The organism is Deinococcus aestuarii (assembly GCF_018863415.1).
GTDB classification, from domain to species: Bacteria; Deinococcota; Deinococci; order Deinococcales; family Deinococcaceae; genus Deinococcus; species Deinococcus aestuarii.
In genome coordinates, this window is the sequence record NZ_JAHKSN010000027.1 from 33,685 (window position 1) to 46,733 (window position 13,049).

Annotated in this window: 14 protein-coding genes; 5 read left to right on the forward strand and 9 right to left on the reverse strand. The window is 70.6% G+C overall.

Going from position 1 to position 13,049, the window contains the following annotated elements:
* Nucleotides 1–6: 6 nt before the first annotated feature.
* From IC605_RS21875 to IC605_RS21885, 3 genes are all read left to right on the forward strand, one after another.
* Nucleotides 7–372: an ArsR/SmtB family transcription factor gene (locus IC605_RS21875; protein ID WP_216328960.1), complete on the forward strand. Its 366-nt coding sequence runs from the start codon at nt 7–9 to the stop codon at nt 370–372.
* Entirely contained in the window at nt 369–1,592 is a 1,224-nt protein-coding gene (locus tag IC605_RS21880) for an MFS transporter (protein ID WP_216328962.1), read from the forward strand. The genes IC605_RS21875 and IC605_RS21880 overlap by 4 nt, the downstream gene beginning before the upstream one ends.
* 123 nt (nt 1,593–1,715) lie before the next feature.
* Nucleotides 1,716–1,859 carry a hypothetical protein gene (locus IC605_RS21885; RefSeq protein ID WP_216328964.1) on the forward strand — a complete coding sequence of 48 codons (144 nt, stop codon included), beginning with the start codon at nt 1,716–1,718 and terminating at the stop codon, nt 1,857–1,859.
* A 346-nt stretch (nt 1,860–2,205) separates the two neighbouring features.
* On the opposite strand, the gene IC605_RS21890 is transcribed toward IC605_RS21885, so the two are convergent.
* From IC605_RS21890 to IC605_RS21905, 4 genes are all read right to left on the reverse strand, one after another.
* Nucleotides 2,206–4,086, reverse strand: a complete 1,881-nt coding sequence (locus IC605_RS21890; protein ID WP_216328965.1) for a S8 family peptidase — start codon at nt 4,084–4,086, stop codon at nt 2,206–2,208.
* Between the two features lie 45 nt (nt 4,087–4,131).
* On the reverse strand, nt 4,132–4,680 hold the full coding sequence (locus IC605_RS21895) for a hypothetical protein (RefSeq protein ID WP_216328967.1): 549 nt from the start codon (nt 4,678–4,680) through the stop codon (nt 4,132–4,134).
* 33 nt (nt 4,681–4,713) lie between these two features.
* Nucleotides 4,714–5,703: an AAA family ATPase gene (locus IC605_RS21900; RefSeq protein ID WP_216328969.1), complete on the reverse strand. Its 990-nt coding sequence runs from the start codon at nt 5,701–5,703 to the stop codon at nt 4,714–4,716.
* Nucleotides 5,704–5,928: 225 nt separating this feature from the next.
* Nucleotides 5,929–6,921, reverse strand: coding sequence for a LysM peptidoglycan-binding domain-containing protein (locus IC605_RS21905; protein WP_216328971.1), 993 nt, complete (start codon nt 6,919–6,921; stop codon nt 5,929–5,931).
* 372 nt (nt 6,922–7,293) lie between these two features.
* Between IC605_RS21905 and IC605_RS21910 the strand changes: the two genes are divergently transcribed.
* Entirely contained in the window at nt 7,294–7,479 is a 186-nt protein-coding gene (locus tag IC605_RS21910; RefSeq protein ID WP_216328973.1) for a hypothetical protein, read from the forward strand.
* A gap of 241 nt (nt 7,480–7,720) precedes the next feature.
* Nucleotides 7,721–8,368, forward strand: a complete 648-nt coding sequence (locus IC605_RS21915) for a class I SAM-dependent methyltransferase (protein WP_216328975.1) — start codon at nt 7,721–7,723, stop codon at nt 8,366–8,368.
* A gap of 382 nt (nt 8,369–8,750) precedes the next feature.
* Here the strand turns inward: IC605_RS21915 and IC605_RS25295 are convergent, their stop codons facing one another.
* From IC605_RS25295 to IC605_RS21940, 5 genes are all read right to left on the reverse strand, one after another.
* Nucleotides 8,751–9,662: a DNA-3-methyladenine glycosylase family protein gene (locus IC605_RS25295; protein ID WP_216328977.1), complete on the reverse strand. Its 912-nt coding sequence runs from the start codon at nt 9,660–9,662 to the stop codon at nt 8,751–8,753.
* Between the two features lie 11 nt (nt 9,663–9,673).
* A complete protein-coding gene (locus tag IC605_RS21925; RefSeq protein ID WP_343216690.1) occupies nt 9,674–10,075 on the reverse strand; it encodes a VOC family protein in 402 nt (133 codons plus the stop codon).
* A gap of 17 nt (nt 10,076–10,092) precedes the next feature.
* Complete coding sequence (locus IC605_RS21930; protein ID WP_216328978.1) at nt 10,093–11,022, reverse strand: helix-turn-helix transcriptional regulator; 930 nt, start codon at nt 11,020–11,022, stop codon at nt 10,093–10,095.
* 171 nt (nt 11,023–11,193) lie between these two features.
* A complete protein-coding gene (locus tag IC605_RS21935) occupies nt 11,194–11,724 on the reverse strand; it encodes an urease accessory protein UreH domain-containing protein (protein ID WP_343216691.1) in 531 nt (176 codons plus the stop codon).
* 313 nt (nt 11,725–12,037) lie between these two features.
* The gene (locus IC605_RS21940; protein WP_216328981.1) at nt 12,038–12,898 is read right to left on the reverse strand and encodes a WD40/YVTN/BNR-like repeat-containing protein; all 861 of its coding nucleotides are present in this window, start codon (nt 12,896–12,898) and stop codon (nt 12,038–12,040) included.
* Nucleotides 12,899–13,049: the final 151 nt, after the last annotated feature.

Sequence of the window (13,049 nt, forward strand, 5' to 3'; positions counted from 1 at the left end):
AGCACCATGCACCGCCATGCCATTCCCAGCCGGGCCCACCCGGAGGACCTGAGCCGGGTCACCGAAGTCTTCAAGGCCCTGTCCGAACCCCTGCGGGTCCAACTGCTGCTGCTGCTCAGGGACGGCGAGCGCAATGTCGGCCAGCTTGTCGAGGCCCTGGGCGTCCCCCAGAGCACCGTCAGCCGCCACCTCGCCCTCTTGCGGAGCGCCGAGCTGGTCAGGACCCGCCGCGAGACGACCAGCGTGTACTACCACCTCGCCGACGGGCACGTCGCCCGGCTCTTGCAGGAGGCCTTCTCCCACGCCCAGCACGAACGCCTCGGCCTCCCCGACCACCCCGGCACCGAGACGGTGAATGGAAGCGTCCAGTGAACGCTCTGGCCCCGTTCTCCGCGCTGCGCAACGCCCGCTTCGCCCGGCTCTACGCCGCCCAGACGATCAGCCAGATCGGCGACGCCCTGACCTGGGTCGCGCTCGCCCTGCTGGCCTACCAGCTCGCCGAGAAGAACGCCGCCGTCGTGCTGGGCACGGCCCTCACCCTGCGCGTGACCGCCTTCGTGCTGTTCTCCCCGCTTGCCGGGGTGCTCGCCGACCGCCTGGAGCGCCGGACCATCCTGGTGGGCTGCCACTTCGCCCGCGCGGTCGTGATCGGCCTGATGCCCTTCGTGGGGGAGGTGTGGCAGGTCTACGTCCTGATGTTCCTGCTCAACAGCCTGACCGCCTTCTTCACCCCCACCAACCAGGCCACCGTGCCGCTGGTGGTCGGGCGCGAGGACGCGGGCCCCGCCTTCGCCCTCTCCAGCGCGACGACCGAGTTGCTGGGCATCGTCGGCCCCGGGCTGGCCGGGGTCCTGGCCGCCTTCGTGGGGGGGCGCAGTCTGTTCTTCTTCGACGCGGCGTCCTTTGTGCTGGCGGGCCTGCTGGTGCTCACCCTGCCCAGCCTGCGGGCACGGCGGGGGGAGGTGGGGCGCAGCACCCTCGCGGACGTGCGGGACGGGACGGCCCGGCTGTGGCGGGACGCGCCGGTCCGCTTCGCGCTCCTGATGGAACTGGTGGCGGCGGTCGCGGGCGCGCTGATCCTGGTCGTGACGGTGGTGCGGGTGCAGGGAGGGCTGAATCTCGGCGAGGCGCAGTACGGCTGGGTGATGGCGCTCTACGGCCTGGGGGCGACGGTCGCCTCGCTCGCGGTGGGGGCAGTGGGAAGGCGCGTGCCGAGGACGACCTTCATCCTGGCGGGGGCGCTGCTGACCTCGCTGGCAATCCTGCCGGGGGACGGGGTGGGCCTGGCACCGCTGATGATCCTGTGGCTGGTGGCGGGGGTGGGGCAGAACTGGGTGAACCTGCCGACCGAGACGCTGCTGGCCGAGCGCACCGAGGAGGCGGCGCAGGGGCGGGTGTACGGGGCGCACTTCGCGTGGAGTCACCTGTGGTGGGCCTTTTCGTACCCGGTGGCGAGCCTCCTGAGCGCCCGGTTCTCCGACCACGCCTTCCTGTACGGCGGCCTGCTGGCGCTGGTGATCCTGGCCGCCGTGTCCCTCCTCTCCCGCGGCACGCCGAGTCCTGCGGCCAAGCCGAGTTCCTCGACCGATTGAAAGGAGACGCCCGGCCCGGCGTCCGTCCGGGGGCACGCTCCCAGACGGGCGTCATTGGCCAACTTCAGCCGCCCTTGAGACCGCTGGCCGGTGGCCTTCATGCAGGCCTGCTGCAATGGAACGATGACCGAACCCGACCCCGCCGAACAGACGGCCCAGGAAGACCGCGCCGCCCGCATTCAACGCCTGGTGAACGAGGGCCGGGAAGCGGAACTGGACGAGCAGGATTACCAGTTCGCCATCGAGAACGGCCTGATCGAGGGCTGAGCCCCGCAGCAGGTGCGCCCTGGCCCGGCGGAGAACACCGCGCGAAGGGGTGGCCAGCATGGAGTTCCACGTGGAGGGGCAGCCTGAACCGGGAAGGCCCTCTCCCCGCTTCCTTCGGCGCTCCGGGCGTGACGAAGCGAAGACCTGTAGCGGTGGGGCAAAGGCCGCGCCGACCTCGTGAGCCCTTCTCCAACGGGCAGGACCCCAGCGGGAATCCGGGCGCTCGCCTCAGGCCGCTCCCGACGGGACCAGCGGAGGAGACGGGTTGACCCCGGCGGCCCTGGTGCGACCGGGGAGACCACCGGTCCCGCTCCACCTCGGCCTCACGGCGGGGGCCCCCCAGCCGTCACACGGTGGTTTCCACGGGGATGCTCAGGGCCGTGGCGATGGGCGTGTAGATGTCGACGTCCGCCTCCAGGGCCCGCAGGCTCACGATCAGGGCGTACCGCGCGTCGCGGTCCACGTACGGCGGGGTGCCGCCCCGTTTCTCGCGCCACCACCCGCTGACGGGGTAGACCAGCACCGCCTCGCAGGCCTGCAGGGTCGCGATGTCCCCACGCCAGCGGTCCGAGTGAACCGAACCGGAGGTCCGGAGCTTCGGGCCAAACTCCCAGTGGTCGTTGCCCGCGTCCCGGATGCTGCTCCCCTCGTTGGGCAGGCTCTCACGCTGAATGCGGGCCTTGAAGTCCGCCTCGGTCTCCAGCGGGCCTTTCACCGCGAACCTCAGGCCGTGCGAGGCGTAGCGGAACCGCTGGGCGTAGCCGCGCTCACTCGGGTTGGGTTCCACGAAGTACGACAGGGTGACGCGCATCTCGAGGTCCAGGCCCTCCAGCGCCGCCGTGTCGATGGCCGACCAGGGGAAGCGGTGCAGGTGCATCTCGTTCATCCGGGTTCGGCTGCCCACCGTCTCGAACGGGCGCAGGGCGTCCTGGATGACCAGCGTCAGGTCGTTCCGCGCGCTGCGGCGGGCCCGCTCCAGCTGGGGGACGCCGTACCCGTACCGCCGCAGGAGATTCCGGACGTCCAGACGACGGGACCCGGCCAGGCGCGCCTGCATGGCGGGCGTCCACTCGGCGGAGTGCACCATCAGCGCCCGGATCGTCTCCGGCCAGTAGTGCGGGAACTCAGCCGCGAGTTGGGCCGCCATCCGCGCCCCCAGTGCCGCCGCCGCGCTCGTGTCCCCGAAGTCCCGCAGGTGCCCCGTCGTGAGGTCGAAATCCGCCGTGAGCAACCGGACGTCCGGGTGTTTGGCATCGAAGGTGCCCCCGTTCACGATCAGGTTGCCCCCCTCCATCACGATCTCCGGCTTGATGGGCCATTGTTCCTGCCAGAGCACGGACGTGCTGCTGGTCGGGGACAGGTCCCCCCCGGGCGCCACCGGCCACCACCCCGTGTACCGCGGATCGAGCAGGTTGGTCTTGTCGGTGTACGCCCCCACGGTCAGGACGTTCCACGCCTGCGCGGGGCTGTGCACCTGCGCCGTGTCGGCCGACCCCAGGTAGTCGCTCAGCAGGTCGGGGACCGCCGGCGTATTGTTCCCGGCCGCCACCACCGCGAGGCGCTGGGGCTCGTCACCTCCCCCGGACGTCAGCTGGTCGAGGGCGGCGGACCAGGCCGTGGGCCGGCCCCGGTTCACGTCGAGGGTCGCCGTCACGGCCAGACAGATGACGCGCTGCCGCTCGGGGTTGGTCCCCTCCATCTGCCGCACCGCGTCCTGGGTGATGCGCCCGTAGAGGTGATAGGGGTTGTGCCCGGCCGGGGGCAGGATCTTCACGGACTCCAGCCGGTGGCTGAGCCTCACCGCCGCGCTCGACAGTAGGAACCCGAGGACGTCCCCGTGCAGGATCAGCCCCGACATGGCGGTGCCGTGCCCCTCCCACCCGGAGTCATCCGGTCCCCAGTGGGGGTGCCAGGTCTGCCAGTCGTTCGGATGCAGGTGCGTGGCGATCAGGGGGTGGGGCCGCGTGACCCCGCTGTCGAGCAGCAGGACGGACGTCTGCACCGACGCGTCGGGAGGCAGAAGACGCGTGGCGGCCTCGTCCACCCACTGGGCCTGCTCGGCATTGTTCATGCGCACGAACACGTCGGGCGTGTCGCGCGACAGGCGCAACTCCGCCATCACGACCGTGTGGAGGAAGATCCGGCTGAGCGCGTCGAAGGACCCGTGAACGAGCAGCACTTCCCGGTCGGGGAAGGTCAGGCGCTCCTCGGCCACGGTGAGTTCCACCCGCCGGGCGACCTGCCGGAACTCCTCGGCCGCGCCCTGCCGGACTCAGACCTCCCACCACACGGCCGCCCCCGGCCCGGGCAGCGACGCGGCGTCCCCGACGAAGATGGAGCGCAGGGCGGCGTGCCGGATCCCCTCGATGTTCGTCACCAGGGACGCGCGTTTGGGCTGGCCCCCGGGAGTGTCCACGCTGGCGTACTCGTGGATTCGCCGGTCGTAGGCCTCGGCCGCCGTTTCCGGCACGACCACCGTCGCGATCACGCGGTTCGTCGCCGGGTCCCGCCGGACCGAGGCCACCTCAATGCCCTGTTGCCGACCCTCCAGCCGTTGCAGGAGGGCTTTGTCCGCGTCTCGTCCCGTCAGTTCGAAGTCGAGGTACTGCCCCTGCGGCCCCTCGGGGAACACGGGGTCCCGGGGCAGGCCCGAGAGTGCCTGCTTGGCCAGCGCGAGCTGACCCGCCAGGGCCGCCGCGTGCGCGGCGCGGTCGTCGCGCGGCGTGATGTGCGCCGGGACGTTGCCCTGCACCTCGTACCGTGTGGCCTGTCCAGGGCCCTCCAGGTAGAGGTGGTTCAGATCGCGTCGCGGTTCAGTCATGCGGGATGACCCGCATCTTAGCGGCTCGGCGCGTCAGCGGCGAGCGAGTTTGCGTTCCTCCAGCGCCGCGAGCAGTTCCAGGGCCCCGATCTGCTCGCGCCCACCCAGAATGGCCGTCTTCGCGGCCTCCTCCGCCGCCCGGGCCACCTCGGCGTGGCTCAGCCCCTCGGCGGCGGCGGCCGCCTTCGACCAGGAGAATTTCGGCGGCGCGAACCGGGCCAGTTTGTTCTTCAGGATGCGGGTAATGACCGCCGGGGTGGGCAACTGGTACTCGATCACGTCGTCGAAGCGGCGGAAGAGGGCCGGGTCGAGGAGCTCCGGGTGGTTCGTGGCCGCGACGATCAGACTCGTGGAGGTGTCCTGCTCGAGGAACTGGAGGAACGAGTTCAGGACGCGCCGAATCTCCCCCACGTCGTTGCCCGCGCTGCGCCTCGCGCCGATGGCGTCGAACTCGTCGAAGAAGTAGACGCCCCTCATCGTGCCCATCGCCTCGAAGACCGTCCGCAGTTTCGCCGCCGTCTCCCCCATGAACTTCGTGATGACCCCCTCGAGCAGCAGGGTCATGAGCGGCAGTCCCAGCTCGCCGGCCAGGGCGTGCGCGGTCAGCGTCTTGCCGCTGCCGGGCGGGCCGATCATCAGGATCTTGCGCCGCGGGGTCAGCCCGAAGGCCCGCAGCCGTTCCTGCTGCACGTACTCGTGAATCACCCGCTCCAGGCGTCCGGCCGTCTCGTCGGGCAGGACCAGGTCCTTGAGCCGCTGGCGCGGGTGCGACACCGACAGCAGGGAGGCGAGTTCCCCCTTGGGCGGCAGCGGTTGGAACACCAGCGGGGAGGGGGAAGCCGGCGGCGGGAGGCCCTCCCGCGAGCGGGCGAGGTCCATCAGCTTCCGGAGTTCCTGCGCCACGTTGCCGTGCCCCTGCCTGGCCTCGCGTGCCGCGACCTGCAAGGCCACCGACAGGAACTGCTGGTCGTCCCGGTCGACATGGCTTTTTACAAGCGCGAGAACGTGGTTCGAGGTACTCATGGGGCCTCCGGGGCGAAAGGGGTCAGCGGGCAGGGATCCCTGCTGCTCAGGGTACGTGGGACCGTGGCTGAAGATGTCCCGGTTATATCAGCGGGAGAGGTCGAGACGATCCTCAGGTGGAGCTTTCCTTTAGAACCGTCCGGCTGAGTCTGTTCATCCTCGTCCCACGGCCCTCTGCGACCTGAACAGGTCAAGGACACCTGCGTGGGCGTTTGGATGCCCCGGTCAGCCTTGCGGTGGCTCCACCGGAAGGTACTGACGGCCCTGGGTGTTCCACAGCAGGTCGAAGTCGTGCTCGGTCAGGGCGACGTTGGGTCCGCTCAGGGAGTCGCTCATGATCAGGATGCCCTGGGCGTCGTCGTAGCCTCGCACCACGCGGAAGTGCGGGGTCTTGCCGAGAACGCTGTGGTATTGCAGGACCATGACCGGGTGCCCGTCGGCCACGTGACGCTTCACGTTCTCGATGGTGCCGCCGCGCAGGGCCGGGGCCTCGAAGCCGAGTTCGGTCAGCAGCGCCCCCGCATCCTCGGTGTACATGTTGCTGCCGGTGGGACGCAGCCGCGCCTGCCAGGTCCGCTGGTCCGCCTCTATCCCGTAAGCATTCAGTGCGGCAGCAACCGCCGCAGGCCCGCAGTTGTTAAGGGTCTGGTACCCGAACCCGACTTCTGGCAGGTACGCGCTTGCCGGGCGGGGTCCGCCCAGGCTGGCCGTGCGCAGCAGCACGTCGGTGAACGCCGGGAGCCGCCCGGGGGTGAAGAGGCCGCGTTCGAGCCGTCCCGCGACCGGCACGGTGAGGGACGGGAGGGACGGCCCGGGCGGGGTCGCCGTCGTGACCACGGGCGGTGGGGCCGGGACAGAGGGGGAACCGTCCGAGGGCAGTGGGCCATCCGTCAGTTGCAGGGTCTGGCCTACCCGCAGGGTGCTGCTCGCCAGGCCATTGAGCGCGATGAGCGCCTCGGGGGTGGTGCCGGACTGCCGCGCGATGCTGTACAGCGTCTCGCCCGCCTGAACCGTGTGCTGGGGGGGAGGGGGGAGGTGTAACGTCTGCCCCACCTGGATCGTCGTGCTGGGGAGGGCATTCAGGGTCAGCAAGGCCGCCGGGGTGGTCTGGTACCTCCGTGCGACGCTGCTCAAGGTGTCACCCGCTTGGACGGTGTAGGTCGTTTGGGCACCGGCACCCCCGAGACTGAACAGGATCAGCAGCGTGCGAATTTTCATCGGCCCTTCACTCTAAGGTGCGGGTCTTACACTTCTCCTACGGAAAGCGTGAGAGGAGTCTCATTGGTGAAGTTCCTCGTCGGCGCGGTTGTGGCAGTGAAGTCCGGCCAGGTGCCCGCTGTCCACGGCGGATCGAAGCCAAAGGGACGCTGCTTACGGGCACGCAGGGCGGACTCCCGTGGACCCACCCGACCGGTCGCCTCACTGGCTATGCCGAGGCAACCTGATCACGCGGTGCTCATCCCCGTTAAGGTTGACTGGCTATCCCGCTCTTCATGAACGTCGCAAACTGGGAAGGCAGGACGGTGGACCAGCGCCGCCATCCACTCATCACCAACCGCAGCACCAGGGCGCGCGGACAGGACGGCACCCATGACGAAGCCGGAACAGGACCACCCCAACCGTACGGAACACCAGGACGTCGTCGTGGACCAGGACTACGACGGTGGAGGGATCGGGGGCGGACCCGGACCGGGCGCCCTGCTCGGCGACGCGACTCCCGGGGCAGCGGGAGAACCGGAGGACCCTCCCCCGGCGGAACCCCTCAACGATGGGTGATGGGCGACTCCCGAGGACAGGCCGGACCAGATGGGAGATGGGCGCGCTGTAGGGAGTGCGGTCTTGATCCTGCCTGCACAGGGACGGTCGTCATCCTTATGGAAGGCGATCAACCGCCGGACCTGGTGGGGCACCGGGGAGGCCCGAGGGGCTCCCACGACGGAAAGGACGGCCGAGGTCGTGCCGGCCTCCTGGGGAACACCGAACCCCCGTTCCCCATACGGGGTTCCGGAGGACCGACATGGCTGACGCCCGGCGCGTGCGGCGCCTCTACGACCGCGCCGCCGCCCGGTACGACGCATGGACACGCAGCCACCGGCTGGACGAGTTGCGTGCCCACTTGTTGTCGCGGGCGGCGGGGGACGTGCTGGAACTGGGCGTGGGCACCGGCGCGACGTTCGCGCACTATCCGCCCGGCCTCACCAGCCTCACCGCCCTCGATCTGAGTGACGAGATGCTGCGGGTGGCATGCCTCAAGGCCATGACCCTGCCGTTCCCCGTGCAGCTCGTGCGGCGTGACTTCCAGACCCTACCGTTCGAGGACGGGCGGTTCGACACCGTGGTCAGTTCGCTGGGGCTGTGCGGTATTCCCGATCCGGCACGGCTGTTTACGGAGGTGCGGCGGGTGCTGCGTCCGGGCGGTCAGCTCCTCGCGCTCGAACATGTCCGGCCCCCCAACCGCTGGCTCGGCGCGGCGGCCGACCTGATCGACCCGGTGTTCGACCACCTGGTCGGGTGCCACCCGAACCGGCCTACCGCCGAGTGGCTCCTCGCCTCCGGCTTCACGGTGCAGGTGGTCGAGCGGCGCCTCGCGGGCATTCTCGTCGCGTTGCGGGCCGTCCCCGGGGAGGGCGGGCTCACGCCCGGTGCCGTGCCCGGGCGCGGGTAAGCTCGAAGGTCAGCAGCGACAGCACGGCGCGTTGCACGAGGGGCGTGAGACTGGCCCCCGCACGCGCGGCATGCGTGGTCCGTACGCCCACCAGCCCAGCCCACGCGCGAACGACTCGGCGACGAACGCGAAGGCGGTCCTCGCCCCCAGGACCACCACCACGTCGGCGGTTCCCCGCCACACCACCTGGAAGGGGTCCCGGCGGATCAGGGACAGCCGCGCATCCGGAGAAGGCCGTCAGGCCTGACCAGGGGAGAGGGCAGGATCAAGAAGTGTTGGTCGTTAAGGGAAGAACCCATGCAGGACACACTTTCCTCGCGCAACCTTCTGGAAGTGCCCTCTGCGGGCACCCCCCTCACCTGCTCACAGATCAGCCGCAAGTTCATCCTGCCGCGCGCAGGTAGTGTGCCCAGTACCCCTGCCAGTCCCCATAGTAGTGCGCATGGGCCCTCAGGGCCTCGAAGCCCAGGGGGCCATACACTCTGGCGGCCGACCGCATCATCTCCCGCGTGAACAGGCTGCCTTGGCTGTCCAGCACGGCGCCCTCCATCCGCCCTAAGCCCCGCAGCAGCACGAACGTCGTGGACCACTCGCCAAGGCCACGGATGCCGCGCAGCCAGGCCTTCACCTCGTCATACGGCCCCTGACGCAGCCAGTTCTCCTCGACCTGCAAGGACGCCCGCACGACTGCGTTCAGGTACTCGCCCTTGCGCGGATTGCCCAGCAGCGCGGCCAGTTGCGCAGCGGTGATGTCCGCGAGGTCGGCGGGCTCGGGGAACGCCCACAGCGGGCCGCTCGGGGTCTGCACCGACCCGCCGTAGGTTTCGACCAGGCGCCGCTTCATGGCCCGGGCCACCTCACCCGGGGTGCGCTGGGTCAGCACCGCCCAGCAGGCGTTCTCGAATGGGGTCAGGAACTTCACCTGATGGTAGCCGTACAAGTGGCGCAGAACCTTCTGGAACGGCGCATCCCGCTGCGCCAGGGCGTAGAACGGGTTCAGGTCCTCGTCCAGGCTCAGGAAAAAGCGCACCCGCTCCAGGGCGGCTTCCTCAACTCCCGGCCTGAGGGGCCCATCGGCGAAGAGTTCGCACGTCAACTCGGGCGCCTCCACCGTGCCGACCGGGTGCAGGTCGAACCCCACGGTCTGCCCGTAGATTCGCACCGCCTTGGTCAGCGACCGTGCTCCAAGCTGCTGCTCGCCGTGAGTGGGCGGAAAGCCTCCCAGAAATCCCAGCGTTTGCGCGAAGTCGAAGGGGGGCACGGGCCGCAGAAGGTGGGTAGTGAGCGTGGTCACGTCGTTCTCCCTCATCTCTGGTGGAAGGTGAGCCCGTAGCCGTCCGGGTCGCGCACCACGAACATTCGTCCGAAGGGGCCGGGCTGCGGGGGCGAGACGACCTGCCCACCGCCCGAGACGATGCGGGCGTGCAGCGCGTCGGCATCCCCCACGGCGAACCAGAGCCCCACGCCCAACCCCAAGTCCTGGCTGGTGTCCGTCCCGGGCAGCGGCACACGAATGGCGAAGATGGCGCCCTGCCCGCCTTTGAACACCACGGCGCCCGGCGGGGAATGCTCGGCCGTCTCAAATCCGATCACCTGGCTGTAAAACTCCCGCGAAGCCCCCAGGTCCCGCACCTGCACCGAAGCGAAATCCAAACGAGTCTGCATCCCGTCCACCTCCACCTCCAGCTTGAAGGGGAGGAGTGACACCGTCCTGTCAGCCGCCGTCAGGGGGACCGGGCCAGAATCTCCTGGGCCGCCTCACGCAGCCGGGCCCGCACGAAGGTCGGTTCCAGGACGCGCACCCGGCCACCCCAGGACAGCAGCCAGGGCAGCACCTCCTCGGCAGCACGTGCGCGCAGGGTCACCAGCAGCCCGTCCGGGGTGTCCTGCGTCCGGGTCACGTAGTACGAGAGGTTCTGCCCCACCAGGCGGGTCACCTCCGGGTCGAAGAGGGCACGCACGACCAGCTCGCGCCCCTCACGCGTCTCGTCGCGTTCCAACCTGAAGTGCGGCTGCCGCTCGAACTGCCCGGGCAGCACCCGGAGGCCCTCGATGCGGTCGAGGCGGAAGGTGCGGAACTCGGCCCGGGCGTGATCGAAGGCGGCGAGGAGCCAGACCGTGTTCAGGCGGAAGAGCCCGTGCGGATCGACCTGCCGCGTCTCCTCCCCGGCCTGGGGCTTGTGGTACCGGAACTCGACCGCCCGCCGCTCGAGGGTGGCCTGCCGCAGCACCCGTAACAGGGGCAGCGTTGCTTCCCCGCCGGGGTCCCGCTGCACCAGCCGGAGGTTGTCGCGCAGGAACTGGACTTCCCGCCGCACGTCCTCGCCGAGCACCGCGCCGATCTTGCGGGCGGCACTTCCGGCCGCGCCCGCCAGGCCCGCGTCGAAGGCCTGGGCCACCACGTCGCTGCCCAAGAGAAGCATGACGGCCTCCTCCACGCTGAAGCGCAGCGGCGGCAGGAAGTAGCCGGGCATCAGGGTGTAGCCCTGTCCGGGGAGGCTGACGATGGGCACCCCGGCCTCGTTCAGGGCGAGCACGTCGCGGTAGATGGTCCGCCTGGACACGTCGAGTTGCCGGGCGAGGTCCTCGGCGCGCGCCCGATCACGTCCTTGCAGTTCGAGGACGATGGCGAGCAGACGGTCGGTGCGGTTCACGCACCTTCAGTGTAAGGGAGCGGGTCCTCCTCACTGGGCTGGAAAGCCGCGTCTCAGTCGTTCTTTCTTGCCCAACGCATCGAAACTCCTGAGTCTTGTACGGTTCTCAACCACGCGAAGCGGGAGGTGTGGCGCCCTGCGTTCAAGGTCTCCTCCCGAGCAGGTCGCGGTTCACAGCAACCAGTACACCAGGGTGTCGTACAGTCCCACGGCGATGAACACTGCCCCCGCCAAGGGCGTGCCCAGCCGCGAGGCGCGGCGCAGCCCGCCCACGTACGCCCGTCCACCCCCCGCACCCGGCAGGAACGCGACGAGCACGAGCAGGGGAAGGGTCATGCCCAGCGCGAACGCGACCGGGTAGAGCGCGCCGAGCGGCGCGGTCACCGCGAGCGGGACGGTCATGCCGAAGAAGAGCAGGAAGAGCGTCGGGCAGAACGCGAGGCTGAACGCCAGGCCCAGCACGAAGGCACCCAGCGTTCCCCGCCGCAGCCGGGCGCGGGCCTCCACCTGACCGGCGAGACGGCCACCCACCGCGAGGCGCGGGCGAATCACGCCGATGAGCACCAGGCCGACGAGCAGCATCAGCGGGCCCAGCACCCGCCGGACCCCCATGAAAAACGGGCCCGGGGCCTGCATTGCCCCGCCCAGGGCGTAGACGGCCACGCTCCCAAGCAACAGGTACACCAGCACGCGCGCGAGCACGAAGGCCAGGCTGCGCGGCCATGCCCCCCGGCGTGCCCGTCCCGCGCGACGTATGCTAGGGTCGCCGCGCCGGTCGAGAGCTGGCAGGGAGCAGTGGCGGCGAGCAGGCCCAGCAGGAACGGCGTGAGGAGCGAGGCGCCCGTCTGGGCCCGCAGGCGGCCGATGGGCTCGGCCAGGACGGCGTTGAGCGTGCCGCTCAGCCGGTAGAGGTCCCCGGCGGCCTCCCGCAAGGTCGGGGCCAGGGCGGGCCACCCGAGGACGAGCCCCAGGAACGCCAGGCCCAGCGCCAGCGGGCCCGTCCAGCGGGGGACCCTCAGCGGTTCCAAGACCGTCCCCCGTCCGCCGAGCGGTGCACGGTGCCGCTCTCACCCGCGGCGTACAGCCTCGTCTCGTCCTGCGGGTCCGCCGTGACCAGCAGCGCACCTTCCGGCAGGTTCAGGTTCGTCCAGCTGGCCCCCTGATCCTCCGAACGTGCCACCCCGGCGGGACCAGCCACGTACACGTGACCGCTGACCGGATGAACGTCCAGGCCCGAACCGGCCGCCTGCGGCGCCGCACCGGCGCGTTGCCAGGTCGCGCCGTCGTCCGAGACCATCAGCCCGGCCTCCAGCGTGAGGGCGTAGAGGCGCGGAGGCGAACCTGGACCCGCGGCGAGAGTCATCGCGCCCGCCGTGGCCGGGGACACGGGGCTCCAGTCCGCGCCGTTCTCAGTCCGGTACAGGCCTCGACCGGCCAGGTTCGCGTACCAGACGTTCGGCGTGTCGGGCGCCACGGCGAACCCGTGGATGTCGGTACCCGGCAGGTTCCCGAAGCCCTGGTCCTGCCAGGTCTGCCCGCCGTCACGGCTGACCTTCAGGACGTCATGCCCGGCCATGACGAGAACGCCCGGCGCCCGCGGCGACGCGGCGAGGGCCATCGCGTCCCCGCCCCCACCGGGGGGACCCCAGGTCCGGCCCCCGTCCAGGCTCGCCGAGACGCCCGCGTGCTGGCCGTACAGCAGGCGCCCGTCCGGGAGGGCCCGCAGGACGTGGAAGTCCCCGCCCAGACGTTCTGCCGCACCCGTGGCGTCCCCGCGCGTGGACCACCACAGCCCGGCGCTGATGGGTGCCGTGCTCAGGAGGGCCGCCGTAAGCAGCGCTGCGGCCCGTCGGGGTGGGCGTGCCTTCGTCGTCACGTCAGCGCCTCACCGGCCTGCCCGGGACGACGGCAGCGACCGGGACCCATGCGGGTCGAGGGGCCGGTCCGGGCTGGGACCCGAGGTTCCGGGAGGACCGGCCCGGACGCAGCAGCAGGAGAGCCGCCGCGTACGCGGCGGCCAGCCCCCA